The organism is Cohnella lubricantis, assembly GCF_014212015.1.
Lineage (GTDB): Bacteria > Bacillota > Bacilli > Paenibacillales > Paenibacillaceae > Cohnella > Cohnella lubricantis.
Genome location: NZ_JACJVN010000080.1, coordinates 11,873 through 36,988, shown reverse-complemented (window position 1 = coordinate 36,988; position 25,116 = coordinate 11,873). Strand labels below are relative to the sequence as shown.

Below are 25,116 nucleotides of genomic sequence, written 5' to 3'. Positions count from 1 at the left end.
TTGTCGGGTTACGAGTCGCGAGGCAGCTAAGGCGGCTCTGTAACCGGGATGGCCATGTCGAGGTATTAGCGAGGCTGAAGGTTTGTCTCATTAAGAACCGGGTGCAGCAGTTTGCATGAGAGATAAAGGCGTACGGTGAGGATGGAACTGTCGCCGAGGGAGGTCAAGCGGAGATGTATATAGGATCGGCAGCGGGCTTCAAGCTGGAGCGGGAGAGCGAATACGGCTCCCCCGAGCAGAATGCGGCGGTGAAGGAGATCGTCGAAGCGGTTCGCCGCGAAGGCGATGCGGCGCTTCTGCGGTACACCGAGCAGCACGACAAGGTGAAGCTGAGCCCGGCACAGCTGCGCGTAACGCCGGAGGAGATTGCGGCGGCTTACGATCGGGTGGAGCCGGATTTTCTAACGGCGCTGCGGCAGGCGGCGGCGAACATCACGACATTCCATGAGAAGCAGAAGCGTTCGTCTTGGATGGATGTGCAGCCCGACGGGACGATGCTTGGCATCGCGATCCGCCCGCTGAAGCGGGTCGGCTTGTATGTGCCGGGCGGCAAGGCGGCGTATCCGTCGTCGGTGCTCATGAACGTGCTGCCGGCCAAGGTCGCCGGCGTGCCGGAGATTGTGCTTGTCACGCCGCCGTCTACCGGCGGCCGGGAAGGCATCGACCCGTACATCCTGGTCGCGGCCGCGGAAGCGGGCGTGACCGAGATGTACCGGGTCGGCGGCGCGCAGGCGGTGGCCGCGCTGGCATACGGGACGGCGAGCATTCCCGCCGTCGATAAGATCTGCGGGCCCGGCAACATCTATGTCGCTCTGGCGAAGCGCGCCGTGTTCGGCGCGGTCGACATCGACAGCATCGCCGGGCCGAGCGAGATCGTCGTGCTCGCCGACGACAGCGCCGATCCGCGCTATGTGGCCGCGGATCTGCTGTCGCAGGCGGAGCATGACGAGATGGCGTCGGCGGTGCTCGTGACGCCATCCCGCAAGCTGGCGCAAGCGGTCGCAGCCGAGCTGGAGCGCCAAGTGGCGACGCTGCCGCGCGTCGATATCGCGCGGGCGTCGCTGGAGATGTACGGCGCGATTCTGACGGTAGCCGACCTGGCCGAAGGCGTGTCGGTCGTGAATAAGCTCGCGCCGGAGCACTTGGAAGTGATCACCGAGGACCCGCTGGCGCTGCTCGGGGGCATCGAGAATGCGGGCGCCATCTTCCTCGGCGCGTATAGCTCTGAACCGGTGGGCGATTACTTCGCCGGACCCAACCACATTTTGCCGACGAATGGAACTGCACGGTTCTCTTCGCCGCTGAACGTGGACGACTTCTTGAAGAAGTCGAGCTTGATCCGGTACAGCCGGGAGGCGCTGCTGCGGGACGCGGCGGGTATCGCCACGCTGGCTAGGCACGAAGGGCTGGAGGCCCACGCGAGAGCGGTTGAGATCCGATTGGAAGGTGGAGAAGCGCAATGACGCAAGCAGCAGGCGCGGGCAGCCGTATGGCCGAAGTCGCCCGGAAGACGAATGAGACGGATATCAAGCTGAGCTTCGGCTTGGACGGTACGGGCTCGGTGAACATCGAGACGGATGTACCCTTCCTGAATCATATGCTGGACCTGTTCGCCAAGCACGGACAGTTCGATCTGACCGTGGAAGCGCGCGGGGACGTGGACATCGACGACCACCACACGGTGGAGGATATCGGCATCTGTCTCGGCCAGACGCTGCGCGAGGCGCTGGGCGACAAGGCCGGCATCAAGCGTTACGCAAGCGTGTTCGTGCCGATGGACGAAGCGCTGGCGCAGGTCGTCATCGACGTGAGCAACCGGCCGCACTTCGAATACCGGGCGGAGTATCCGTCGGCGCAGGTCGGCAGCTTCAGCACGGAGCTCGTGCATGAGTTCCTGTGGAAGTTCGCGCTCGAAGCGCGGATTACGCTGCACGTCATCGTGCACTATGGGCGCAATACGCACCATATGATTGAGGCGGTATTCAAAGCGCTTGGACGTGCGATTGACGAGGCGACGGCGATCGACCCCCGCGTGAAAGGCGTGCCCTCCACGAAGGGAGTGCTGTAAGATGATCGCGATCATCGATTACGGCATGGGCAACTTGCACAGCGTGGGCAAAGCGCTGGAGCGGCTCGGCTGCGAGGCGGCCGTCACGTCGAAGCCGGAGGAGATTCTGGCGGCGGACGGGGCGATCCTGCCGGGCGTTGGCGCATTCGGGGACGCGATGAGCAATCTGCGCGACACGGGGCTGGATGCCGTCGTGAAGCAGTACGCTGCGTCGGGCAAGCCGCTGCTGGGCATCTGCCTGGGCATGCAGCTGTTGTTCGACGAGAGCGAAGAGCATGGCAAGCACGAAGGGCTCGGGCTGCTGCCGGGGCGCGTCGTGCGGTTCCAAGGCAGCTTCAAGGTGCCCCATATGGGCTGGAATGAGCTGAGCTTCACGCAGCCAAGCCCGCTGTTCGAAGGGCTTGAGCCGGGACACGTCTACTTCGTGCATTCCTATCACGCGCTGCCGGAGCGGCGCGAGGATCTGCTCGCGACGACGGACTATCACCGTCCGGTGACGGCGATCGTCGGGCGCGGCTCAGTGTACGGCATGCAGTTCCACCCGGAGAAAAGCGGAGAGCTCGGCATGGCGCTTCTCGGCCGCTTCGCCGCATTGGTGGATCAAGCGGCGGCGGCACGCGCATAGAGACGAGGAGCGTGCTGCCATGGCCAGGCTTCACTAGAAAATGGAAGAAGGGCTGAGAGCCTTGCGATTCAGACCTTGCATCGATATTCACCAAGGCAAAGTGAAGCAGATCGTCGGCGAGACGCTGCAAGCGGACGCCTCGAAAGTTATAGAGAACTTCGTCTCCGAGCGCGACGCAGCCTATTACGCCTCCCTATACCGGGAGGACGGGCTGACCGGCGGGCACATCATCATGCTCGGCGGCGGCAACCGGGACGCGGCGCTGTCCGCGCTTCGCGCATACCCTGGAGGCTTGCAGATCGGCGGCGGCATCACGGCCGAGAACGCGGCGGAGTACCTGGGCGCAGGGGCGTCGCACGTCATCGTCACATCGTACGTCTTCCGCGACGGGCAGCTGCACCTGGATAATCTGCGGCGGATCGCCTCCGAAGCCGGCAAGGAGCGCCTTGTGCTCGATCTGAGCTGCAAGGAGCGGGACGGCAAGTGGTACGTCGTGACGAACCAATGGACGACGTTCAGCGACCTGGAAGTGAACGAGCGCACGGTGCGGGAGCTCGAACAATATTGCGACGAGTTCCTGATCCATGCGGTCGACGTTGAGGGGAAGCGGGAAGGCGTGCAGGAGAAGCTCGCGGCGAAGCTGGCCGAGTGGGCGCGCATACCGGCGACCTACGCGGGAGGCGCTCGCTCGATTGGCGACTTGGCGCGGTTCCGCGAGCTGACCGGCGGCAAGCTGGACATTACGATCGGCAGCGCGCTCGACATCTTCGGCGGAACGCTGCCTTATCGCGAAGTCGTGGACTATTGCAATCCGCCGCTGCCGCGATAGAAGGAGGACCTATATGTTAGCCAAAAGAGTCATTCCCTGCCTGGACGTCAAGGACGGCCGCGTCGTGAAGGGCGTCAACTTCGTCAATCTGCGCGACGCCGGCGATCCGGTCGAGCTGGCCGCCCTCTATGACCGCGAGGGGGCGGACGAGCTCGTGTTCCTCGACATCTCGGCTTCGGTCGAGGGGCGCGCCACGATGATCGAGGTCGTGCGGCGCACGGCGGGCGAGATTACGATCCCGTTCACCGTCGGCGGGGGCATCTCGTCCACGGACGACATGAAGCGGCTGTTGCGCGCGGGCGCGGACAAGACCGGCATTAATACGGCGGCTATTCGGAATCCGGACCTGATCACGGAAGGGGCGCGGATCTTCGGCTCGCAGTGCATCGTCGTCGCCATCGACGCGCGGTTCAACGCCGAGTGGGGCGAATGGGAAGTGTTCACCCACGGCGGCCGGAACCCGACGGGCATCAAGGCGCTGGAGTGGGCGAAGGAAGCCGAGCGCCGCGGCGCGGGCGAGCTGCTGCTGACGAGCATGGACGCGGACGGCACGAAGGACGGCTTCGACCTCGCGCTGACTCGCGCGGTGTCGAGCGCAGTCGGCATTCCCGTCATCGCATCGGGCGGCGCTGGCAATGCAGCGCATTTCGCCGAGGCGTTCCGTGAAGGCCAGGCCGACGCGGCGCTTGCCGCAAGCATTTTCCACTACAAAGAAGTGACGATCCGGGAGGTCAAGAACCTGCTGAGAGAGCAAGGAGTGAACGTAAGATGACGCAACCGATCGCGGAGCAAATCAAATGGAATGACGACGGGCTCGTGCCCGCCATCGTACAAGACGCGGTCAGCAAGGAAGTGCTGATGCTGGCCTATATGAACCGGGAATCGCTGCAGAAGTCGCTCGAGAGCGGCGAGACGTGGTTCTGGAGCCGATCGCGGAGCGAGCTGTGGCACAAGGGTGGGACGAGCGGCCATACGCAGCAGATCGAATCGCTGCGCTACGATTGCGACGGGGATACGCTGCTCGTGCAGGTGCGGCAGAACGGCGCGGCTTGCCATACCGGCGCGTACAGCTGCTTCTACCGCGACGCGGACGGCGAACTGCCGCAGGATAAGCTGCCGCAGCCGGACCGCTTCGCGCCGCTGAGCTCGCTCGAGGAGACGATCGCGAAGCGCCAAGCCGAGCGCCCGGAGGGCTCTTATACGACGTACCTTTTCGACAAGGGACTAGACAAGATTCTGAAGAAGATCGGCGAGGAATCGGCGGAGGTCATCATCGGCGGGAAGAACGGCGACAAGGCGGAGATTCGCTGCGAGGCGGCCGACCTGATCTTCCACTTGATGGTGCTGCTGCGCGAACAAGAGATTCCGCTCGACGACGTGCTGAAGGAGCTCGAATTCCGCCATCGGAAGCCCGTGAAGGATAAATAAGCCGGCACGGTCCCGAACTGGATTTGCTTTGGAAAACGCGCTGATCTCATGTATAATAAAGTCGAATTGTGTAAAAAGGGTGTAAACCGGCGAGAATGACCGATCCATTGGAGGGGCGCATGTACAGCAGCAGCAAGCTTCGCATTTTCTCGGGATCCTCGAATCCGTTGTTGGCAGAGAACATCGCCGATCACCTCGGAGTGTCGCTCGGGAAGATTAATCTATCCCGTTTCAAGAGCGGAGAAGTGTACGTTAACTATGAGGAGTCGATCCGCAATTGCGACGTGTTCCTCGTGCAATCTTTATCGCATCCGATCAACGAGTATTTCGTCGAATTGCTGGTCATGATCGATGCGGCGAAGCGGGCTTCCGCCCGAACGATTAACGTCGTGCTGCCGTATTACGGGTATGCCCGGCAGGAGCGGAAGGCAGCGCCTCGAGAGCCGATCTCGGCGAAGATGGTGGCGGACGTCCTGACGACGGTCGGCGCGAACCGGATCGTGACGATTGATCTGCACGCCGCGGCGATTCAAGGATTCTTCAACATTCCGGTGGATCACCTCACAGCGCTGGACCTGATCAGCGATTACTTGAAGGCCAAGGACATCCGCCATCCGGTCGTCGTCTCGCCGGACGCGGGACGAGCCTCTACGGCGGAGAAGCTGGCGAACCAGCTCGATTCTCCGTTCGCGATCATGATCAAGAAGCGGCCCGCGCACAACGAATCGGTCATTACGCATGTGATCGGGGACGTGGAAGGGCAGACGCCGATTATCATCGAAGACCTGATCGATACGGGCACGACGATCGTGAATGTCGTCGAGAGCTTGAAGGAGCGAGGGGCGGAGGACGTGTTCGTCTGCGCGACTCATCCTCTCTTCTCGGGGGATGCGCTGCGCAAGCTCGACCATCCGAGCATTCGGGAGGTTATCGTGACCGACTCCATCCTGCTGCCGGGCGATCGGCCGTCGCGCTTCAAGCTGCTGTCCGTCGCGCCGATGCTTGCGGAAGCGATCCGCATCATCATGGAAGGCGGATCGATCAGCACGCTGTTTAAGAACAAAGGGGTGTAGACGTCCCCTGCGCCGCTTGAGGCGAACGCCGCTCAAGCGGCGTTTTTGTTTTATGGTTGCGAACGCTGTGGTATAATCGGGTTGACGTATCCGGCATAGAGGCCGGAAGTTTAGGCAGGAACAAGGAATGAGACGACAACCGGGGAGGTGCCTTGCCTATGAATCCGCGCAAGCGCAAGCAGGCGGCGAACACTAAACGGCCGAAAGTGATTCCTTTCTCGCTGGACGCCACTTTCTTCTTCGAGAGAGCTGTCCAATCGCTGGATCGGTTCCATTACGACAAGGCACTGAAGTACTTCCGCCGCGCGGTCGAGTATGAACCGGACAACCCGGTGAACCATTGCAACATGGCCGGCATCCTGTCGGAGATGGGCCGCTATGAGGAGTCCAACGACGTGCTCCGTTCGGTGCTGGACCGGATTGATCCGGCGATGACGGAATGCTATTACTATCTGGCGAACAACTACGCGAATATGGAATTGTACGAAGCGGCAGAGGACGCCTTGGTGCGCTACCTCGAGACGGATGCAGAAGGGCAATTCCTGGACGAAGCGGACGAACTGCTCGATCTGCTCCATTACGAGCTGAATCGGCCGACGAAGCTGTCGACGATCAAGTCCAAAGAGAACGTCTACGCGCATGACAAAGCAAGGGAGCTGCTGGAAGCGGGCCGATTCGCGGAGGCGGTGCGCATTCTGGAAGAAATTATCGAGCGGCAGCCGGACTTTCTCGCGGCGCGCAACAATTTGGGATTGGCATACTACTATATGGGACTGTTCGATAAGTCGATCCAGACGATCTCCGCCGTACTCGAGGCGGAGCCGGGCAACCTGCACGCGCTGTGCAATCTGGCGATCTTCTACCAGCATTCCAATCAATCCCCGGAGCTCAACGGGCTCCTCGAGCTGCTGCGGAAGACGATCCCGTTCCATCCGGAGCATGTCTTCAAGCTGGCCACGACACTCGGCATCGTCGGCGAACATGAGGGAGCGTACCGCCACTTCCGCCGGCTGCTGCGCACGGGCGAGCTGTCTGGCGAGCCCAGCCTGCACCACTTCGCCGCCGTGGCCGCCGCTAATATCGGGCGCTACGACGATGCTGAGCGCTATTGGCTTCAAGCGCAGCGGTTGGATTCGCAGTCGGAGGTGCCGCCGTTCTATCTGAAGAGGCTTGCGCTCATGAGAGAAGGCGAGTGCTCTCCTCCTGCGCATTATCATTACCACTTGCCGTTCGACGAGCAGTTCCGCAAGTGGGAGCAATCGCCGGAGCTGGTGCCGGGCGAGATGAAGCAGGATCCGCTCATTCGCTCTTCGTTCTTCTGGGCGCTTCGCCACGGCGACCGCCGCACGAAGATGCAGGTGATTCAAGCGCTCGGCTTGGTCGCAGACGATGAAGTCATCGAAGCGCTCAAAGGGTTCCTCGCCGATCCGGAGGAGGAGGACGAGCTGAAGCGGGTGGCGGTGCTCGTGCTCCGTTCGATCGGGATCCAGGATCCGCTGAACGTCGCGTTCGGCGGACGCATGCTGACGCTGGAGCCGCGCCGCAAGTCGGCCAGACTGCCCGTCTGGGACAGCGCTTGGCAATCGGTGCTGGAGATCGCGATGGAGCAGATGGCAGAACGTTACGACGTCGTGCAGCAGCATGACTTGATGACGCTGTGGGTCGATTATCTGTCCCGCGTCTACCCGAACGTTCCGAAGCTTCACAATGCAGCTGGATGGGCGGCTGCGCTCGAATATTGGACGGCGAAGATGCATCGCCGAATCATTACGTACGCCGACTTGGTGAGCCGGTACGAAGCTTCGCAGGCGAGCATCAGCCGATATGCGAACCGGATCGACGAAGTATGCGGCATACGCGAGAAGCTGGAGCTGTCGATGAAGCTGTCGGCGTATCCGGAGAATTAACCGCAAGGTTGATAATGTAGTTAAACACGCGAACTTCGATGATATAGGCTTGAGGAGGAACTGACAACATGTACAAATCCATCGTAATCGGAACCGGCCCGTCCGGACTGACGGCTGCAATCTATCTCGCGCGCGCGAACCTGAACCCGCTCGTCATCGAAGGCCCGGAGCCGGGCGGCCAATTGACGACGACGACGGAGGTCGAGAACTTCCCTGGCTTCCCTGGCGGCATCATGGGTCCTGAACTCATGGACAACATGCGCAAGCAGGCAGAACGCTTCGGCGCTCAATTCCGCACTGGCTGGGTCAATTCCGTCGAGCTGTCCAAGCGGCCGTTCAAGCTGTCGCTGGAAGGCGGCGAGACGCTGGAAGCCGAGACGCTCATCATCTCCACGGGTGCATCCGCTAAGTACTTGGGCATTCCGGGCGAGAAGGATAATGTCGGCCGCGGCGTCAGCACGTGCGCGACCTGCGACGGCTTCTTCTTCCGCGGGAAGAAGATTATCGTCGTCGGCGGCGGAGACTCCGCGATGGAGGAAGCGAACTTCCTGACGCGCTTCGCTTCCGAATTGACGTTGGTTCACCGCCGCGACGAGCTGCGCGCCTCCAAGATCATGCAGGACCGCGCGAAGGAGAACGAGAAGATCAAATGGGGCCTCAACCGCACGCCGCTGGAAGTCGTGGCGAACGGGATGGGCGTTACCGGCCTCAAAGTGCGGAACAATGAGACGGGCGAAGAAGAGATTCTCGAGGCGAACGGGGTCTTCATCGCGATCGGCCATACGCCGAATACGAAGTTCCTCGGCGGGCAAGTGGAGACCGATGAGCATGGTTATATCTTAACGAAGCCAGGTTCTACGGAGACGAACATTCCTGGCGTCTTCGCTTGCGGCGATGTCCAAGACACGAAATATCGCCAAGCCATTACGGCAGCCGGCAGCGGCTGTATGGCTGCGCTGGATTGCGAGAAGTTCCTCGAAGGGGCTGCTGCGCAGGACTGGAGCGTATCGCTTAACTGAACTTGGCCTGCATGGCATAGCTAAGCTCGGATTTGTTGAACGGACAATTATTCAGACGATTCATCTATCATCATGATTTAGGCAATCCCATTACGATCTCGAGGTGTCCATCATTATGTCTCAAGCTTTATACATTGGCGTAGATCTTGGCGGTACCGCTATTAAAGTTGGGCTGTGCAATGCCGAAGGCGAGCTCCTTCGCACGCATGAGGGCCCGACCCAAGCGGACGGAGGAAGCGAGACGGTTCTGAACAACATTGCGGCTTACGTGAAGGAACTTGTTCCTCCCGGTACGCCGGAGTGGGAGCAGGTTCAAGGGGTCGGCATCGGCATCGCAGGGTTCCTTGACATACCGAACGGAATCATTAACTTCAGCGCGAATCTTCCGTTCCGGGACGTCCCGGTCAAGCAGATCATGGAAGACAAGATCGGCAAACCGGTCAAGATCAACAACGACGCCAATGTAGCCGCACTCGGCGAAGCTTGGGGCGGCGCTGGCAAAGGTGTGAGCGATTGCGTCTGCTACACGTTGGGCACCGGCGTCGGCGGCGGCATTATCGTCGGAGGCCGCTTGATCGAAGGCTTCAGCGGCATGGCCGGCGAGCTCGGGCATATGTCCGTCGTGCCGGATCTCGAAGCAATCCAATGCAACTGCGGACAATCCGGCTGCCTGGAGACGGTATCCTCCGCGACGGGTATTATCCGCATGGCGAAGGATGCGGTAGCGCGCGGTGACAGAACCTCTCTCGCCGCGGTCGAGAAGATTATGGCGAAGGAAGTATTCGACGCAGCCAAGGCGGGCGACGAAGTGGCTGCCCGTATCGTCACCCGTGCGGCCTTCTATCTCGGCAAGTCGATGGCGGCGGTAGCTGTTGTCGTCAATCCGCAGCGATTCATTCTAGGAGGCGGAGTGAGCAAGGCAGGAGAATTCCTGTTCGAACAAATCCGGGAAGTCTTCTGCAAGCTGTCTCCGCAAAGAGCGCATGAAGGCGTCGATATCGTCGCGGCAGAATTGGGCAACAACGCGGGAGTCGTCGGCGCGGCGGGGCTGTTCCTTCGCGCATGATCATTGGCGCCTGCTACGCCGAGAGACTCGGTGTTCGGGCGCCTTCTCTATTTAAGGATTTATGACTATCGGAGGCTTATCTGAGAAAGGAAGGACGGACTCATGGATACGATCATAACCAAGCCGACGTTGGTCATCATCACAGGCATGTCCGGAGCCGGCAAGACGATAGCGGTTCAGAGCATGGAAGACCTCGGCTACTTCTGCGTCGATAATCTTCCGCCGGTGCTCATTCCGAAGTTCGCCGAGTTGATCGATCAATCGCAGGGCCGAATCGGCAAGGTGGCGCTCGTCATCGATCTTCGCGGCAGGGAGTTCTTCACGGCGCTGTCCGAATCGCTCGGCTATATGCGCGAGCACTTCACTATCCATTACGAGATTCTGTTCCTGGATGCGACGGACAGCGTCTTGGTGCAGCGCTACAAGGAGAGCCGCCGGCGCCATCCGCTCGCCCCGGACGGCAACCTCCTGGACGGCATTCATTCGGAGCGTAAGCTGCTGGAAGATCTGAAGGGCTGGGCTACGCAGGTGATCGATACGAGCAGCCTGAAGCCGGCCCAGCTTAAGGAGCGGATCGTATCCCGATTCTCCAACCTCGATCGTAGCACGATGTCGATCAACGTCATCTCGTTCGGGTTCAAATATGGCGTCCCGATCGACGCGGACCTGATCTTCGATGTTCGGTTCCTGCCCAATCCTCATTACGTAGAACATCTTCGGCCGAAGACAGGCCAGGATGCGGAAGTGTACGACTACGTGATGAAGTGGCAAGAGACGCAGACGTTCCTAGGCAAGCTGCTGGATATGCTGCAATATCTGATTCCGCTCTATCACAAGGAAGGCAAGAGCCAGGTGATTATCGGAATCGGCTGTACCGGAGGGAAGCATCGCTCGGTCGCCCTCGCCGAGTACCTCGGGCGAATGCTCGGCGCGAGCGAGACGGAGGCGGTCAAAGTCAGCCACCGCGACTCCGATCGCGATCGTCATGGATGAGGTGAAGGGATGAGTCCGAAGCCAAGCGCTTCCTTGAATATATTGGGCAGATTGCCCCGCATTGTCGTCATCGGGGGAGGGACCGGCCTATCGGTCATGCTGCGAGGGTTGAAGCAGCAGCCTCTCGACATAACGGCTATCGTGACGGTCGCCGATGATGGCGGAAGCTCCGGCATTCTGCGAGAAGAGCTGCAGATGCCGCCCCCGGGTGATATCCGCAGCGTGCTGGCGGCGCTCGCCGACGCCGAACCGCTGCTCGCCGAGATGCTCTCCTATCGCTTCAACAATGGTAAAGGGTTGGCCGGGCACAGCCTGGGCAACCTGATCATAGCGGCGATGACCGACATCTCGGGCGACTTCGTGACAGGCATTCGCGAGCTGAGCCGGGTTCTGGCCGTCCGCGGCCGCGTGCTTCCCGCGGCGAATCAAGCGATTGTACTGAAGGCGGAGATGTCGGACGGCAGCGTCGTCGTAGGTGAGTCGTCCATTCCGAAGGCCGGCGGGGCGATCAAGCGGGTGTTCATTGAGCCGCCAGATGTGGATCCGCTGCCGGAAGCGGTAGGGGCGATTGAACAGGCAGATGCGATTCTGATGGGGCCGGGCAGCTTGTACACGAGCATCATCCCCAATCTGCTCGTGCCCAAATTGGCGGAAGCGATCGTGAACAGCGATGCGATCAAGATTTTCGTATGCAACGTGATGACACAGCCTGGAGAGACCGACGACTATAGCGTCAGCAATCATCTGGATGCCATACAAGCTCATATCGGGCATCCGATATTCGATTATGTCATTGTGAATGACGGAGAGATTCCGGAGCAAGTTCACTCGATGTACGCGGAGAAGGGCTCCAAAGCGGTGCTCGTCGACATGGACGAGGTAACCAGGCGAGGCTACAAGGTTATCGCCGATACGTTGGTGCTGTTTAGAACCTATCTTCGCCATGACGCTTCCAAGCTTAGCCAGCACATCTACCAGTTGGTGACGGATTGGGTGCAAAGAAAGGGGTAAGATGCGGTGTCCTTCGCGGCGCAAACGAAGAAAGAGTTGACGATGGCCGAAGCGGAGCCGTGCTGCGAGAAGGCGGAGTTATCCGCGCTCATTCGCATGAACGGTTCCGTGCAACTGACCAACAAACGGATTGTTCTCGACATCTCCACCGAGAATGCCGCGATCGCAAGGCGGATGTATACGCTGCTCAAGCGGCATTATGCGGTTCCGACGGAGCTGCTCGTCCGCAAGAAGATGCGGCTCAAGAAGAACAATGTATACATTGTGCGCGTTCCGGTCGGGGTCGAGCAGCTGCTGGCGGAGCTTAAGATTACGAGCACGGGATTCCTGTTCCAATCGTCGATCGACAAGGACTTGATCCGCAAGCCTTGCTGCAAGCGGGCATATCTAAGAGGCGCATTCTTGGCTGGCGGCTCGGTGAACAATCCCGAAGGGTCCTCCTATCATCTGGAGATTGCGTCGATGTACGAGGAGCACTGCCGGGCGCTCGTCGAGCTGGCGAACAAGTTCCAGTTGAACGCTAGATTCATCGAACGCAAGAAGGGGTTCATTCTCTACATCAAGGAAGGCGAGAAGATCATCGAATTCCTGAGTATCATCGGCGCGCACCAGGCCTTGTTCAAGTTCGAGGACGTCCGGATCATGCGGGACATGCGCAATTCGGTCAACCGGATCGTCAATTGCGAGACCGCGAATTTGAACAAGACGATCGGAGCGGCCGTACGCCAGATCGACAACATTAAGCTGCTGGAGAAGGAAGTCGGTCTGGAGAACTTGCCTGATAAGCTGCGGGAGGTCGCTGAGATTCGATTGAAGCATCCGGATCTGAATCTGAAGGAGGTCGGAGACATGCTGAAGGGCCAAGTCAGCAAGTCCGGCGTCAACCATCGTCTGCGGAAGATAGACGAGTGGGCAGAAAAAATCCGGAACGGCGGCGCATAAGCGTATGGCGAAAAGCTTGACAACAAGATATAATAGAAAGCAGACCATGCACGGCGAGTCCCGATTAGGGGATTGATGAACAAAGATAGGGGGTATCCGTTCCATGACCAAACAGCCCGTGGTTGTTCGGCTAAAAACGGGGCTTCACGCCAGGCCGGCGGCTTTATTCGTTCAAGAAGCCAATAAATTCTCCTCCGACGTCTTCGTGGAGAAGGACGACAAGAAGGTTAACGCCAAGAGCATCATGGGCATCATGAGCTTGGCGATCAGCTCGGGCACCGAGGTGTCCATCAGCGCGGAAGGTTCGGACGCCGAGCAAGCTGTAACCGCTTTAGTCCAATTAGTCAGCAAGGAAGAACTCGAGAACCAATAAGAACTGAAGCTCGAAGCTCCCGGAAGGGAGCTTTTTGCGTTTCTGCGGGGCGTATTAACCGAGTCTATTCGGGATTGCTTGCAAGCAGTGATTTTCGGATAGAATCGGATAGTACATGCAACCTTTCGCCTAAGAGCGGCGTCGAGAAGACAAACGTTGGAAGGGGATGAATGGCGATGGTCTGGAGAAGAGGATTGCCGATTGCGGCACTTATCGCAGCTGCGATGCTGGTAGGCTGGATCGGATTCGGCGACAGAGGGGAGGCGGCTTCCGTGTCGGCAGAGACCGCGAATTCGGCTTTGAACACCATTACGGTAGGCGCCGAGGGATCGATTAAGGTCGAACCGGACGTCGCCTATGTGACGTTCACGGTGGAGACGCGCGGCAAGACGGCCCAAGAGGCTCAACAGGCGAACGCGGATCAATTCGCAGCTGTGGAGAAGACGCTCTATGAGACGTATGCTATGGACAAGAAGGACGTGCAGACGACGAGCTTCAACGTGCAGCCGGAGTATAACTACACCGAGAAGGAAGGCCAAGTGCTGAAGGGCTATGTGGCCGATCACACGGTGCAGGTCGCTTACCGGAAGCTGGAGGAGATCGGCAAGCTGCTGGATGCGCTGTCGGCCGCGGGAGCGAACCGGATGAACGGTGTCAGCTTCGGGACGGAGAAGCAGGAGCAATACGAGCTGGAGGCGCTCAAGCAGGCGATGGAGAACGCGGACGCGAAGGCAGGCGTGCTGGCTTCCTCGGCGAAGCGGCAGCTGGGTGCGGTTCTCAATATCGTGCAGGGAGACGCAGCGGAGATTCCGTCCTTGGTGCGCGCGGAGAGCGCCAAGCTGTCGTTCGATGCAGCCGCTTCGGCAGCCTCTACTTCGGTTCAGGGCGGGCAGATCGAGATTCGAACGAGCGTCACTGTGCAGTATGAGATGAAGTAATCGGGTCGAAAAAGCAAGCGGCCGTCCCGCCGGGTCTACCTGATCTGGCTCGGGACGGCCGCTTGGCGTAATTGGCGTATCGCGAACAATGATGCTATGATGTGCTTCTCGCCGGCTGCTCGTGCCAGTTGAACATCTGGTTGTAGACGACGGCGGATAGGACCGCTAACACGGCCAGCGCGAGGAAGGTCGGCTTGTAGCCAATCCACTCGCCGAGCGGAATCGACAGCGGCGCGATCGTGCGGCCGATCGTGTAACGAAGGCTCGCCGCTGCGTAGTATTGGCCGCGCATATGCTCCGGCGCGAGCCGCGCGATGAACGTCTGCTGCAGCCCGGCGGTCATTAGCTCGGCCAGCGTGAACACAGCCATGACGGCGAAGAAGCCCCAGAAGCCGGATGCTTGGCTGAACAAGTAGATGCCGGCCGCGAATATAAGAGAGCCTCCGATGAACGCATAGCGGTCTCGCAGCCCGTTCATGATCCGGGTGACTAGAACGGTGAACAGGACGACCATCAGGCCGTTCTCCGAGACGATAATGCCGAACAGGCCTTCGCCGGTCAGCTGCCAGTTCAGGAAGGCGACCGATCGAATGGTATCCTCCAGATAGACAGGGAACAGCAGGTCCAGCTGCATGAAGGTCTGAGCCACCAAGATTCCGCCCGTGATATACATCAGGAACACCCGGTCGGACGCGATGATGCGGTATTGCCGCAGCTGGTTCCAGACGGCGCCCCGCCAGCTGACGCTCGCGGAAGAGACAGCCTCCTTGCCGCGAGGCCGAGTCTCGGTCAGCATGTGGCCCAGGACGATGGAGATCAGCGCGCAGACGACGGCTGCCGCTCCCAGCACGGCGAACGGATAATTCACGTACAGCTGAGTGCCGATCAGCGGGCCGAGAACGACGGCCATGTTCGTCGACGTATAGAAGATGGCGAAGACATGGGACTGTTCCTTCTCCGGGACGACATCCGCCACCATCGCCTGGCTGGCGGGCCAATAGATCGCACCGAACAGGCTCGAGATGGAGAAGCCGGCGAAGCTGGCCGCCGGCCAGTCGATCCAAGGCGTCGCCGCCAACGCGAAGAGGCCGTAGCCGAAGCTCTGTCCGGCCGTGGCGATCACCATCATCCGCTTGCGGCCGAAGCGGTCCGCGCAATAACCGCCGATGAGGTTGGCGAACACCGAGAGAATCTGCGAGAAGACGAGCAGAAGGCCCGCCCAGCTCTTGCCGAACGACTCTGCGAAGTAGATGGACAAGAACGGGTAGAACGTCCAGAACAGAAGGTTAGTGGCGGCTTCTCCGCCCAACCGGATCTTAAGATTAAGGTCCCAATCTTTAAATTTCATGAGATGTTAGCTCCAAGAGGCAAGTGTTCATCCATCATACAACGCGCCTCTATTCAGATACAAGAAGGAGAATGATGATTGATCGCCGGCCGAATCCGGATGCGGAACAAACAAAATAGCGCCCTCCGTCAGGAAGGCGCTTATGCGCATTCGTACTCTAATTCGTGCTTGTTATGCCTTTAAACGGCCCAACTCACGCATCTCAATCGCTTCTTCAAGAAGCTCGATGAATTCAGAAGACAGATTCATCTTCTTGGCTTCGCGATAGACTTCCAGCAGATGTTCGTCTTTAAGCGGACGAAGCAGCAATGCCTTGTCGCTGAGGCTGCGCGCGGAGAACATATTCGATGATGTGTCTGCGTCCTGCGGTTCGCTGAATAACGGCCTCGAAGCCTTCTTCTCGCTTGAGACGAGCCGGAGTGAATAGGATGAGCGACTCATACGGGGATCCCCCCTTTGCGGTATTTCTAGACCACAGCTAGATATGGTTGTTTATGGAATGTTCACTTAGTAGCATACCATGTGTAGTTGATTTCGAAGAGGGGGGATTCAGAGCTTTGAATTTCTGTTGACAGAATGAGATAAGTGTGGTAAAGGCCCCTTGGCAAGCGGCGAACGCGCTTGAAGGGGCCTTCTTGGATAGGATAGCTGGCGGCTCTTACAGCTTCTCGATAACCTTATCGACGAGTCCGTAGGCTCTCGCTTCTTCGGCATCCATGAAGTTGTCTCGGTCGGTATCCTTCTCGATCTTCTCGAGCGGCTGGCCGGTGCGTTCGGACAGAATAAGGTTCAGCTTGTCTCGCAGCTTGAGGATGCGGCGCGCGCGAATCTCGATGTCGCTCGCTTGACCCTCCGCCCCGCCGAGCGGCTGATGGATCATCACTTCGCTGTTCGGCAGCGCATAGCGCTTGCCTTTGGCTCCGGCAGCCAGCAGGAAGGCGCCCATGGAGGCGGCCATGCCCACGCAGATCGTCGACACATCGGGCTTAATGAATTGCATCGTGTCGTAGATTGCCATGCCGGCCGTGATCGAACCCCCAGGGGAGTTGATGTAGAGGCTGATGTCCTTCTCCGGGTCATCGGCAGCCAGGAACAGCATCTGGGCGATGATCGAGTTGGCGACGACATCGTTAACGCCGGTGCCCAGGAAGATGATGCGATCCTTCAGTAGACGGGAATAAATATCGTAGGCCCGTTCTCCGCGATTGTTCTGTTCAATGACCATTGGGACGAAACTCATACGGGAACCCTCCTTCGAATGGTTAGTTTCCTCATTTTATAGGATTGGCAAACAAAAGTCAAAGAAAGTCAAACCGACGAGATCAAAAAAAAGCGGCCGCATCAGCGATCGCTTCGTCTGTGTCGATTATATGGCGCGCCCGTAGGGAATCGAACCCCAATCTCAGGCTCCGGAGGCCTGCGTCATATCCGTTGGACCACGGGCGCATGGATAGCTGTCAATGGCATGCAGGCATTAACTGCTCTGTTGCCAGTAACTGCTTAGTTGCCAGTAACTGCTGTGTTAAAGGACAGCAAAAATTATTATAGGCGATCGAGGTGTAAAAAGCAATACGAATCCGAAAATGAAAAGAGGGCAAATATTTGAAGGCGTCCCTTGCATAAGAAGGGAGGTTTCGTTAAAATGTGGTTGTGGGACTTAAATGGGTGTGGCGGGACATAAAGCGTCCAGCTATCGCTTGCATACATGCCGAGGCCAACCGGCAAAGGGGGGCCTAACTTTTGCGGGACATCCTTCATATTCAGAAGAAGCTCGTTCCCGACCTAGTGCAAGTCATGGAGAAGCGGTACAAGATTCTCCACCGCATCTTCGTCGCAGGAACGATGGGACGGCGCAGCCTAGCCGCCAGCTTGGATCTGACGGAGAGAACGCTCCGGGCCGAGCTTGATCTGCTGAGGGAGCAGGGGCTTCTCGATGCCGGCACATCCGGCGTAACGCTTAGCGAAGCCGGCCGGCGGCTGCTCGAAGAGCTGGAGCCGCTCGTCAAGGAACTGTTCGGCTTGTCCGAGCTCGAAGAGGCGGTTCGCCTGAAGTTCGGTCTGCGCAAGGTCGTCATCGTAGCCGGCGATTCGGACGAATCCGACGACGTGAAGCGGGAGATTGGGCGCGCGGGCAGCCGCGTGCTCGCCCAATCGATGGAGCCAGGCGATATCGTCGCTGTCATGGGCGGCACGACGATGGCCCGGATGGCCGCCCACCTCAAGGTGAGCGCACCGATGAAGGACAACTGGTTCGTGCCTGCCCGAGGCGGCCTGGGCGAGAGCGTCGACTATCAGGCGAACACCATCGCCTCGGAGCTCGCCAAGCGAACGGGCGCACGGTATCGGATGCTGCACGTGCCGGACCATCTCAGCGAAGATGCCTATCAGAGCATCATGCAGGAGCCGAACGTCCGGGAAGTCGTCGACATGATCCGGTCCGCCCGCATCGTCGTCCACGGCATCGGCGATGCGGCAACGATGGCCCGGCGGCGGAAGCTGAGCCAGGAGACGATCGATGAGTTGATCCGAGACGGCGCGCTGGCGGAAGCGTTCGGATACTACTTCGACCGGGAGGGCCGAGTCGTTCACCGGATGGTAACGGCGGGTCTGCGGCTCGAGGATATCGAAGCCGCAGGCACGGTCATCGGATTGGCCGGCGGACGAAGCAAGGGCGAAGCGATCGCCTCGGTAATGCGATTCGGCCACGACGACGTGCTCGTGACGGACGAAGCCGCGGCGGAGGAAGCGCTGCGCCGCGCTTAATCGATGGGCCTTGCGCGCGTCCCCGCGCGAGACCGAAGAAGAATTGGCATGCGATCCATGTGGTCTTGGCGCATTAATGCGCCTCTTATAGATCAAATTAAAACAAGGATTTTCCAAGGAGGAACCATTCATGAGTGTTAAGATCGGTATCAACGGATTTGGACGAATCGGCCGCAACGTATTCCGTGCTTCCTTGAACAACCCGAACGTAGAAGTGGTTGCAATCAATGACTTGACGAACGTCGATACGCTCGCTCATTTGCTTAAATATGACACGACGCACGGCCGCCTGAAGGCAACGGTAGAAGTAGCGGATGGCGCGCTGGTCGTGAACGGCAAGACGATCAAAGTATTCGCGGAGCGCGACCCGGCTAACCTGCCTTGGGCTTCCGTCGGCGCCGAGATCGTCGTTGAGTCTACGGGTATCTTCACTGAGAAGTCGAAGGCCGAAGCCCACCTGAAGGGCGGCGCGAAGAAGGTTATCATCTCCGCTCCGGCGACGAACGAAGACATCACGATCGTTATGGGCGTTAACGAAGACAAGTATGACGCGGCTTCCCACACGATCATCTCCAACGCTTCCTGCACGACGAACTGCCTGGCTCCGTTCACCAAGGTGCTGCATGAGAAGTTCGGTATCGTCAAGGGCATGATGACGACCGTTCACTCCTACACGAACGACCAGCAAGTGCTCGACCTGCCGCACAAGGATCTGCGCCGCGCTCGCGCTGCGGCCGAGAACATCATCCCGTCTTCCACGGGCGCGGCCAAGGCAATCGGCCTGGTTCTGCCGGAGCTGAAGGGCAAGCTGAACGGCATGTCGATGCGCGTGCCGACGAAGAACGTCTCCGTTACCGACCTGGTAGCCGAGCTGAAAGTATCCGTCACGGCTGAAGAAGTGAATGCCGCGCTGAAGGCTGCTTCCGAAGGCCCGCTGAAGGGTATCCTGAACTACTCCGACGAGCCGCTCGTCTCGAGCGACTACAACAGCGATCCGGCTTCCTCCACGATCGACGCGCTGTCCACGATGGTCGTGGAAGGCAACATGGTCAAAGTCGTCTCCTGGTACGACAACGAGTGGGGCTACTCGAACCGCGTCGTCGACCTGGCTTCGTACATCGCCAGCAAAGGTCTGTAAGACTAGAGCATATTCCGCAGAACGGCCATTTAAAGAGGAGTCCACGCGCTCCTCTTTAAGTCCGTTAAGGATAGAGTAGAACCTGCCGAAGGAGAGCTGACCATGAACAAGAAGAGCATTCGCGATATCGATGTGACTGGCAAGAAAGTGTTCGTCCGTGTCGACTTTAACGTACCGCTCGAGAACGGAGCGATCACCGACGATACCCGGATCCGCGAGACGCTGCCGACGATCAAGTATCTGATCGAGCGCGGCGCCAAGATCATCCTGGCGAGCCATCTCGGCCGCCCGAAGGGCCAAGTCGTGGAAGAGCTGCGCCTGACGCCGGCAGCCGCTCGCTTGTCCGAGCTGCTCGGCAAGCCGGTAGCCAAAGCGAACGAGGCGATCGGCCCGGACGCGCAAGCGAAGGCGGATGCGCTGAACGAGGGCGACGTGCTGCTGCTCGAGAACGTTCGCTTCTATGAAGGCGAAGAGAAGAACGATCCGGAGCTGGCGAAGGCGTTCGCGTCCCTCGCGGACATCTTCGTCAACGACGCCTTCGGCGCCGCTCACCGCGCACACGCTTCGACCGAAGGCATCGCGCATCACTTGCCGGCTGTCTCCGGCCTCCTGATGGAGAAGGAGCTGGACGTGCTCGGCAAGGCGCTGAACAACCCGGAGCGTCCGTTCACGGCGATCGTCGGCGGCTCCAAGGTGAAGGACAAGATCGACGTCATCAACAAGATGATCGAGATCGCGGACAACATCATCATCGGCGGCGGCATCTCCTATACGTTCTTCAAGTCGCAAGGCCATGAGATCGGCCTCTCTCTGTGCGACGATTCCAAGCTGGAGACGGTGAAGGAATTCGTGGAGAAGGCGAAGAAGATGGGCAAGAAGCTGTACCTGCCGTCGGACATCGTCGTCTCGGAGAGCTTCAAGGAGCCGGTGGGCATGGAAGTCGTCGGCATTGACGGCATTCCGGCGAACAAGGAAGGCGTCGACATCGGGCCGAAGACGCGCGAGATCTATGCGGACGTCATCAAGAATTCCAAGCTTGTCGTCTGGAACGGACCGATGGGCGTATTCGAAGTGGATGCCTTCTCGAACGGCACTCGCGCTGTAGCGCAAGCCTGCGCCGAGACTTCGGCTTACACGGTTATCGGCGGCGGCGACTCCGCGGCGGCAGCCGAGAAGTTCAAGCTTGCGGGCGAGATGGACCACATCTCTACCGGCGGCGGCGCATCGCTTGAATTCATGGAAGGCAAAGCCCTTCCGGGAGTTGTAGCACTTAACGATAAGTGAGGTCGAATCCGATGAGCAGAACTCCGATAATCGCAGGCAACTGGAAAATGTTCAAAACCGTCTCCGAAGCAGTCGCTTTCGTGAACGGCGTGAAGGGCAAGGCGGAAGTCGCCGGCGTCGAGAGCGTCATCTGCGCTCCGTTCACCGCGCTTCCGGCTCTAGTGGAAGCGGTGAAGGGGACGTCGCTGAAGGTCGGCGCGCAGAACCTTCATTATGAAGACAACGGCGCGTTCACGGGCGAGATCAGCGGCGTCATGCTCAAGGATCTCGGCGTGACCTATGTGATCGTCGGGCACTCCGAGCGCCGTCAGTATTTCAATGAGACGGACGAGACAGTTAATAAGAAGCTTCACGCGGCCTTCAAGCATGGCTTGATTCCGATTCTATGCGTCGGCGAGAAGCTGGAAGAACGCGAGGCTGGCAAGACCAATGAAGTGAACCGGGTGCAGACGGAAGCGGCTCTGGCGGGCCTGACCGCCGAACAAGCGGCGCAGGTCGTCATCGCGTACGAGCCGATCTGGGCGATCGGCACCGGCAAGTCGTCGACGGCGACGGATGCGAACGAAGCGATCGCTTCTATTCGCAGCGTCGTGAGCGGCTTGTACGGCGCGGAAGTCGCGGCGAAGGTACGGATCCAGTACGGCGGCAGCGTGAAGCCGAACAATGTGGCCGAGTACCTCGGCCAGTCCGACATCGACGGCGCTCTCGTGGGCGGCGCCAGCCTGGAGCCGGATTCCTATGCAGCCCTGGTCGAGGGGGCAAAGTAAGATGGCGGCACCTAAACCGGTAGCGCTAATTATTCTTGATGGCTTCGGCCTTCGCGAGGAGACGCACGGCAACGCCGTTGCTCAAGCGAAGAAGCCGAACTTCGACCGTCTATGGTCGACTTATCCCCATACGCAATTGACGGCGCAAGGGGAAGCGGTCGGCCTGCCGGAAGGGCAGATGGGCAACTCGGAAGTCGGCCACCTGAACATCGGCGCGGGACGCATCGTGTATCAAGACCTGACCCGGATTACGAAGTCGATTCGGGAAGGCGATTTTTATGAAAATGAAACGTTGCTTGGCGCGGTTCGCCACGCCAAGCAGAACGGCAAGAAGCTGCACCTGTACGGCCTGCTCTCCGACGGCGGCGTGCACAGCCACATCGCGCACTGCTTCGCGCTGCTCGAGCTCGCGAAGAAGGAAGGGCTGTCCGAAGTGTACATCCACGCGTTCCTCGACGGACGCGATGTGGCGCCGGACAGCGCGGTTGGTTATCTGACGCAGCTTCAGGAGAGAATCAAGGAGATTGGCATCGGCCGGATCGCAACGGTCCAAGGCCGCTACTACGCGATGGACCGCGACAAGCGGTGGGAACGCGTGGAGAAGTCGTACCGCGCCATGGTCTATGGCGAAGGCCCGGCTTATCAGGACCCGATCCAAGCGGTTAAGGAGTCTTACGAGAAGTCGGTCATGGACGAATTCGTTATGCCGACCGTTATCGTAGGCGAAGACGGCAAACCGGTCGGGCTGGTCGAAGCGGAGGATGCGGTCGTGTTCTTCAACTTCCGTCCGGACCGTGCGATTCAGCTGTCGAACGTGTTCACCAACGAAGACTTCCGCGGCTTCGACCGCGGCGACAAGTTCCCGAAGAACCTGTACTTCGTCTGCTTGACGCTGTTCTCCGAATCGGTCGGCGGCTTCGTCGCCTACAAGCCGAAGGAGCTCGACAACACGCTCGGCGAAGTGCTCGTGCAGCAAGGCAAGACGCAGCTTCGCATCGCCGAGACGGAGAAGTACCCGCACGTCACCTTCTTCTTCAGCGGCGGCCGTGACGTGCAGCTCCCGGGCGAGACGCGCATCCTCATCAATTCGCCGAAGGTCGCTACTTATGACCTGCAGCCGGAGATGAGCGCGTATGAAGTGGCGGATGCGGCGGTGAAGGAGATCGAGGCGGAGAAGCACGACGCGATCATCCTGAACTTCGCGAACCCGGACATGGTCGGGCACTCCGGCATGCTGGAGCCGACGATCAAGGCGGTTGAAGCGACGGACGAGTGTCTCGGGCGCGTCGTCGATGCCATCGTGGCGAAGGGCGGCGTCGCCGTCATCATCGCCGACCACGGCAACGCCGACATGGTCATCGACGACCAAGGCCGTCCGTTCACGGCGCACACGACCAATCCGGTGCCGTGCATCGTGACGAAGCAAGGCGTGACGCTGCGCGAAGGCGGCATCCTCGCCGACGTAGCGCCGACGATGCTGACGCTGCTCGAGCTGCCGCAGCCGAAGGAAATGACCGGCAAGACGCTGGTTCAGTAGGGCGTCGGCCAGCTGGCGCCGCTGCTTCCCCACTGCCGCTGCTGCTGTAAGCCGGAAAAGTCGGGTTACAGAGCGGCGGAAGCGCTGCAAGAGCTCTGTAAGCCGGAAAAGTCGGGTTACAGAGGAGCGGAAGCGCCGCAAAAGCTCTGTAAGCCGGAAATATCGGGTTACAGAGCGGCGGAAGCGCCGCAAGAGCACTGTAAGCCGGAAAAGTCGGGTTACAGAGCGGCGGAAGCGCCGCGAGAGCACTGTAAGCCGGAAAAGTCGGGTTACAGAGGAGCGGAAGCGCCGCGAGAGCACTGTAAGCCGGAAAAGTCGGGTTACAGCGGAGCGGAAGCGCTGCAAGAGCACTGTAAGCCGGAAATATCGGGTTACAGAGGAGCGGAAGCGCCGCAAGAGCACTGTAAGCCGGAAAAGTCGGGTTACAGAGCGGCGGAAGCGCCGCAAGAGTACTGTAAGCCGGAAATATCGGGTTACAGAGCGGCGGAAGCGCCGCGAGAGCTCTGTAAGCCGGAAATATCGGGTTACAGAGCGGCGGAAGCTCGCCGGCTTACGGGCGAGGCATGAGGCTGGCGGCGGCGCACAACATCTTTTTCACCGTATGAAGGTTCAATCAGATTAATAATTAAGGAGTGTATACTTATGACGATCATCTCTGATATCTATGCTCGTGAAGTGCTCGACTCCCGCGGCAATCCGACCGTTGAAGTAGAAGTTACCCTCGAGTCCGGCGGCTTCGGCAGCGCTATCGTTCCTTCCGGCGCTTCCACCGGCGCATACGAAGCGGTAGAGCTTCGCGACGGCGACAAGAATCGTTACCTGGGCAAGGGCGTTGAGAAGGCAGTCGAGAACGTCAACGCCATCATCGCGCCTGAGATCATCGGCTACGACGCGCTGGACCAAGTGGCGATCGACCGCAAGATGATCGAACTGGACGGCACGCCGAACAAGGGCAAGCTGGGCGCTAACGCGATCCTTGCGGTCTCCATCGCCGTCGCCCGCGCTGCAGCCAATGCGCTCGACATGCCGCTGTCCGCTTACCTGGGCGGCTTCAACGCCAAGACGCTGCCGGTACCGATGATGAACATCGTCAATGGCGGCGCTCACGCCGACAACAACGTCGACGTGCAAGAATTCATGGTGCTGCCGGTCGGCGCTCCTACATTCAAGGAAGCTCTTCGTACCGGCGCTGAGATCTTCCACTCGCTGAAGTCCGTTCTGAAGGCGAAAGGCCTGAATACGGCTGTCGGCGACGAAGGCGGCTTCGCGCCGAACTTCGGCTCCAACGAAGAAGCGCTCTCCACGATCATCGAAGCGATCGAGAAAGCCGGCTACAAGCCGGGCGTCGACGTGTTCCTGGGCATGGACGTCGCTTCCACCGAGTTCTACAAGGACGGCAAGTACCACCTCGAAGGCGAAGGCAAGTCCTTCACCTCCGCCGAGTTCGTTGACCTGCTCGAGAGCTGGGTGAACAAGTACCCGCTGATCACGATCGAAGACGGCTGCTCCGAAGACGACTGGGAAGGCTGGAAGCTGCTGACCGAGCGTCTGGGCGGCAAAGTGCAGCTCGTCGGCGACGACCTGTTCGTCACCAACACCGAGCGCCTGTCCACCGGCATCGACAAGGGGATCGCGAACTCGATCCTCGTGAAGGTGAACCAGATCGGTTCCTTGACCGAGACGTTCGACGCGATCGAGATGGCGAAGCGTGCCGGCTACACGGCCGTTATCTCTCACCGTTCCGGCGAATCTGAAGACAGCACGATCGCCGACATCGCGGTTGCGACGAACGCTGGCCAGATCAAGACGGGCGCTCCGTCCCGTACGGATCGCGTGGCGAAGTACAATCAGCTGCTCCGTCTGGAAGACCGTCTGGGCTCCACGGCGATCTACGCCGGCAAGTCCGCGTTCTACAACCTGCGCAAGTTCAAGTAAGGGCTGCGTTTAGCATATAGGCATAGAAGAGGGCGGTTCCCATAGGTCTTGGACCTGGGGGACCGCCCTCTC

General features: G+C 59.6%; 23 protein-coding genes, 1 tRNA gene and 1 pseudogene. 21 read left to right on the top strand and 4 right to left on the bottom strand.

Annotation, left to right across the window (positions count from 1 at the left end; translation table 11 throughout):
- Positions 1–173: 173 nt before the first annotated feature.
- From hisD to H4Q31_RS18790, 15 genes are all read left to right on the top strand, one after another.
- Complete coding sequence (gene hisD, locus H4Q31_RS18860; protein WP_185180610.1) at positions 174–1,463, top strand: histidinol dehydrogenase; 1,290 nt, start codon at positions 174–176, stop codon at positions 1,461–1,463.
- On the top strand, positions 1,460–2,068 hold the full coding sequence (gene hisB, locus H4Q31_RS18855) for an imidazoleglycerol-phosphate dehydratase HisB (protein WP_185180609.1): 609 nt from the start codon (positions 1,460–1,462) through the stop codon (positions 2,066–2,068). Before hisD ends, hisB begins: the two co-directional genes overlap by 4 nt.
- A gap of 1 nt (position 2,069) precedes the next feature.
- A complete protein-coding gene (gene hisH / locus H4Q31_RS18850; protein WP_185180608.1) occupies positions 2,070–2,693 on the top strand; it encodes an imidazole glycerol phosphate synthase subunit HisH in 624 nt (207 codons plus the stop codon).
- Positions 2,694–2,754: 61 nt separating this feature from the next.
- Positions 2,755–3,522: a phosphoribosylformimino-5-aminoimidazole carboxamide ribotide isomerase gene (hisA, locus tag H4Q31_RS18845; protein WP_185180607.1), complete on the top strand. Its 768-nt coding sequence runs from the start codon at positions 2,755–2,757 to the stop codon at positions 3,520–3,522.
- Positions 3,523–3,535: 13 nt separating this feature from the next.
- A complete protein-coding gene (hisF, locus tag H4Q31_RS18840; RefSeq protein ID WP_185180606.1) occupies positions 3,536–4,294 on the top strand; it encodes an imidazole glycerol phosphate synthase subunit HisF in 759 nt (252 codons plus the stop codon).
- The gene (gene hisIE / locus H4Q31_RS18835) at positions 4,291–4,950 is read left to right on the top strand and encodes a bifunctional phosphoribosyl-AMP cyclohydrolase/phosphoribosyl-ATP diphosphatase HisIE (RefSeq protein ID WP_185180605.1); all 660 of its coding nucleotides are present in this window, start codon (positions 4,291–4,293) and stop codon (positions 4,948–4,950) included. Before hisF ends, hisIE begins: the two co-directional genes overlap by 4 nt.
- 95 nt (positions 4,951–5,045) lie before the next feature.
- Entirely contained in the window at positions 5,046–6,023 is a 978-nt protein-coding gene (locus H4Q31_RS18830; RefSeq protein ID WP_245347489.1) for a ribose-phosphate diphosphokinase, read from the top strand.
- A gap of 158 nt (positions 6,024–6,181) precedes the next feature.
- Positions 6,182–7,930, top strand: a complete 1,749-nt coding sequence (locus H4Q31_RS18825; RefSeq protein WP_185180604.1) for a tetratricopeptide repeat protein — start codon at positions 6,182–6,184, stop codon at positions 7,928–7,930.
- A gap of 68 nt (positions 7,931–7,998) precedes the next feature.
- On the top strand, positions 7,999–8,949 hold the full coding sequence (trxB, locus tag H4Q31_RS18820) for a thioredoxin-disulfide reductase (RefSeq protein ID WP_185180603.1): 951 nt from the start codon (positions 7,999–8,001) through the stop codon (positions 8,947–8,949).
- Between the two features lie 115 nt (positions 8,950–9,064).
- Positions 9,065–10,015, top strand: coding sequence for an ROK family glucokinase (locus tag H4Q31_RS18815; RefSeq protein WP_185180602.1), 951 nt, complete (start codon positions 9,065–9,067; stop codon positions 10,013–10,015).
- Between the two features lie 102 nt (positions 10,016–10,117).
- Positions 10,118–11,008 (top strand): RNase adapter RapZ, encoded by an 891-nt coding sequence (rapZ, locus tag H4Q31_RS18810; protein ID WP_185180601.1) that lies wholly within the window; start codon positions 10,118–10,120, stop codon positions 11,006–11,008.
- A 9-nt stretch (positions 11,009–11,017) separates the two neighbouring features.
- The gene (mgfK, locus tag H4Q31_RS18805) at positions 11,018–12,019 is read left to right on the top strand and encodes a gluconeogenesis morphogenetic factor MgfK (RefSeq protein ID WP_281064878.1); all 1,002 of its coding nucleotides are present in this window, start codon (positions 11,018–11,020) and stop codon (positions 12,017–12,019) included.
- 6 nt (positions 12,020–12,025) lie between these two features.
- The gene (gene whiA / locus H4Q31_RS18800) at positions 12,026–12,961 is read left to right on the top strand and encodes a DNA-binding protein WhiA (RefSeq protein WP_185180600.1); all 936 of its coding nucleotides are present in this window, start codon (positions 12,026–12,028) and stop codon (positions 12,959–12,961) included.
- A 103-nt stretch (positions 12,962–13,064) separates the two neighbouring features.
- Positions 13,065–13,334: an HPr family phosphocarrier protein gene (locus tag H4Q31_RS18795; protein WP_027092613.1), complete on the top strand. Its 270-nt coding sequence runs from the start codon at positions 13,065–13,067 to the stop codon at positions 13,332–13,334.
- Positions 13,335–13,504: 170 nt separating this feature from the next.
- Positions 13,505–14,272, top strand: coding sequence for an SIMPL domain-containing protein (locus H4Q31_RS18790; protein ID WP_185180599.1), 768 nt, complete (start codon positions 13,505–13,507; stop codon positions 14,270–14,272).
- A gap of 94 nt (positions 14,273–14,366) precedes the next feature.
- Here H4Q31_RS18790 and H4Q31_RS18785 read toward each other — a convergent pair whose 3' ends face one another.
- The 4 genes and pseudogenes from H4Q31_RS18785 to H4Q31_RS18770 all read right to left on the bottom strand — a co-directional run bounded on the left by H4Q31_RS18785 (position 14,367) and on the right by H4Q31_RS18770 (position 17,066).
- Entirely contained in the window at positions 14,367–15,620 is a 1,254-nt protein-coding gene (locus tag H4Q31_RS18785; RefSeq protein WP_185180598.1) for an MDR family MFS transporter, read from the bottom strand.
- A gap of 171 nt (positions 15,621–15,791) precedes the next feature.
- Positions 15,792–16,061 (bottom strand): sporulation histidine kinase inhibitor Sda, encoded by a 270-nt coding sequence (gene sda, locus H4Q31_RS21695; protein WP_245347488.1) that lies wholly within the window; start codon positions 16,059–16,061, stop codon positions 15,792–15,794.
- Positions 16,062–16,278: 217 nt separating this feature from the next.
- A pseudogene (gene clpP, locus H4Q31_RS18775) lies at positions 16,279–16,869 on the bottom strand (ATP-dependent Clp endopeptidase proteolytic subunit ClpP); the annotation flags it as partial.
- Between the two features lie 122 nt (positions 16,870–16,991).
- Positions 16,992–17,066, bottom strand: a tRNA-Arg gene (locus H4Q31_RS18770).
- Positions 17,067–17,360: 294 nt separating this feature from the next.
- On the opposite strand from H4Q31_RS18770, the gene H4Q31_RS18765 reads away from it, so the two are divergent.
- The 6 genes from H4Q31_RS18765 (at position 17,361) to eno (ending at position 25,044) form a co-directional block, all read left to right on the top strand.
- Positions 17,361–18,383, top strand: coding sequence for a sugar-binding transcriptional regulator (locus tag H4Q31_RS18765; RefSeq protein WP_185180596.1), 1,023 nt, complete (start codon positions 17,361–17,363; stop codon positions 18,381–18,383).
- Between the two features lie 130 nt (positions 18,384–18,513).
- Positions 18,514–19,521 (top strand): type I glyceraldehyde-3-phosphate dehydrogenase, encoded by a 1,008-nt coding sequence (gene gap, locus H4Q31_RS18760; RefSeq protein WP_185180595.1) that lies wholly within the window; start codon positions 18,514–18,516, stop codon positions 19,519–19,521.
- A gap of 102 nt (positions 19,522–19,623) precedes the next feature.
- A complete protein-coding gene (locus tag H4Q31_RS18755) occupies positions 19,624–20,805 on the top strand; it encodes a phosphoglycerate kinase (protein ID WP_185180594.1) in 1,182 nt (393 codons plus the stop codon).
- Positions 20,806–20,816: 11 nt separating this feature from the next.
- Positions 20,817–21,572 carry a triose-phosphate isomerase gene (gene tpiA / locus H4Q31_RS18750; RefSeq protein ID WP_185180593.1) on the top strand — a complete coding sequence of 252 codons (756 nt, stop codon included), beginning with the start codon at positions 20,817–20,819 and terminating at the stop codon, positions 21,570–21,572.
- Between the two features lies 1 nt (position 21,573).
- Positions 21,574–23,109 carry a 2,3-bisphosphoglycerate-independent phosphoglycerate mutase gene (gpmI, locus tag H4Q31_RS18745; protein WP_185180592.1) on the top strand — a complete coding sequence of 512 codons (1,536 nt, stop codon included), beginning with the start codon at positions 21,574–21,576 and terminating at the stop codon, positions 23,107–23,109.
- Positions 23,110–23,751: 642 nt separating this feature from the next.
- On the top strand, positions 23,752–25,044 hold the full coding sequence (gene eno, locus H4Q31_RS18740) for a phosphopyruvate hydratase (RefSeq protein ID WP_185180591.1): 1,293 nt from the start codon (positions 23,752–23,754) through the stop codon (positions 25,042–25,044).
- The last annotated feature ends 72 nt before the right edge of the window (positions 25,045–25,116 follow it).

What these genes read in the sequence shown, in the direction of transcription:
- hisD (WP_185180610.1), top strand. Translation starts at nt 174, where the DNA reads ATGTATATAGGATCGGCAGCGGGCTTCAAGCTGGAGCGGGAGAGCGAA.
- hisB (WP_185180609.1), top strand. Translation starts at nt 1,460, where the DNA reads ATGACGCAAGCAGCAGGCGCGGGCAGCCGTATGGCCGAAGTCGCCCGG.
- hisH (WP_185180608.1), top strand. Translation starts at nt 2,070, where the DNA reads ATGATCGCGATCATCGATTACGGCATGGGCAACTTGCACAGCGTGGGC.
- hisF (WP_185180606.1), top strand. Translation starts at nt 3,536, where the DNA reads ATGTTAGCCAAAAGAGTCATTCCCTGCCTGGACGTCAAGGACGGCCGC.
- hisIE (WP_185180605.1), top strand. Translation starts at nt 4,291, where the DNA reads ATGACGCAACCGATCGCGGAGCAAATCAAATGGAATGACGACGGGCTC.
- H4Q31_RS18830 (WP_245347489.1), top strand. Translation starts at nt 5,046, where the DNA reads ATGACCGATCCATTGGAGGGGCGCATGTACAGCAGCAGCAAGCTTCGC.
- H4Q31_RS18825 (WP_185180604.1), top strand. Translation starts at nt 6,182, where the DNA reads ATGAATCCGCGCAAGCGCAAGCAGGCGGCGAACACTAAACGGCCGAAA.
- trxB (WP_185180603.1), top strand. Translation starts at nt 7,999, where the DNA reads ATGTACAAATCCATCGTAATCGGAACCGGCCCGTCCGGACTGACGGCT.
- H4Q31_RS18815 (WP_185180602.1), top strand. Translation starts at nt 9,065, where the DNA reads ATGTCTCAAGCTTTATACATTGGCGTAGATCTTGGCGGTACCGCTATT.
- rapZ (WP_185180601.1), top strand. Translation starts at nt 10,118, where the DNA reads ATGGATACGATCATAACCAAGCCGACGTTGGTCATCATCACAGGCATG.
- mgfK (WP_281064878.1), top strand. Translation starts at nt 11,018, where the DNA reads ATGAGTCCGAAGCCAAGCGCTTCCTTGAATATATTGGGCAGATTGCCC.
- H4Q31_RS18795 (WP_027092613.1), top strand. Translation starts at nt 13,065, where the DNA reads ATGACCAAACAGCCCGTGGTTGTTCGGCTAAAAACGGGGCTTCACGCC.
- H4Q31_RS18790 (WP_185180599.1), top strand. Translation starts at nt 13,505, where the DNA reads ATGGCGATGGTCTGGAGAAGAGGATTGCCGATTGCGGCACTTATCGCA.
- H4Q31_RS18785 (WP_185180598.1), bottom strand. Translation starts at nt 15,620, where the DNA reads ATGAAATTTAAAGATTGGGACCTTAATCTTAAGATCCGGTTGGGCGGA.
- sda (WP_245347488.1), bottom strand. Translation starts at nt 16,061, where the DNA reads ATGAGTCGCTCATCCTATTCACTCCGGCTCGTCTCAAGCGAGAAGAAG.
- gap (WP_185180595.1), top strand. Translation starts at nt 18,514, where the DNA reads ATGAGTGTTAAGATCGGTATCAACGGATTTGGACGAATCGGCCGCAAC.
- H4Q31_RS18755 (WP_185180594.1), top strand. Translation starts at nt 19,624, where the DNA reads ATGAACAAGAAGAGCATTCGCGATATCGATGTGACTGGCAAGAAAGTG.
- tpiA (WP_185180593.1), top strand. Translation starts at nt 20,817, where the DNA reads ATGAGCAGAACTCCGATAATCGCAGGCAACTGGAAAATGTTCAAAACC.
- gpmI (WP_185180592.1), top strand. Translation starts at nt 21,574, where the DNA reads ATGGCGGCACCTAAACCGGTAGCGCTAATTATTCTTGATGGCTTCGGC.
- eno (WP_185180591.1), top strand. Translation starts at nt 23,752, where the DNA reads ATGACGATCATCTCTGATATCTATGCTCGTGAAGTGCTCGACTCCCGC.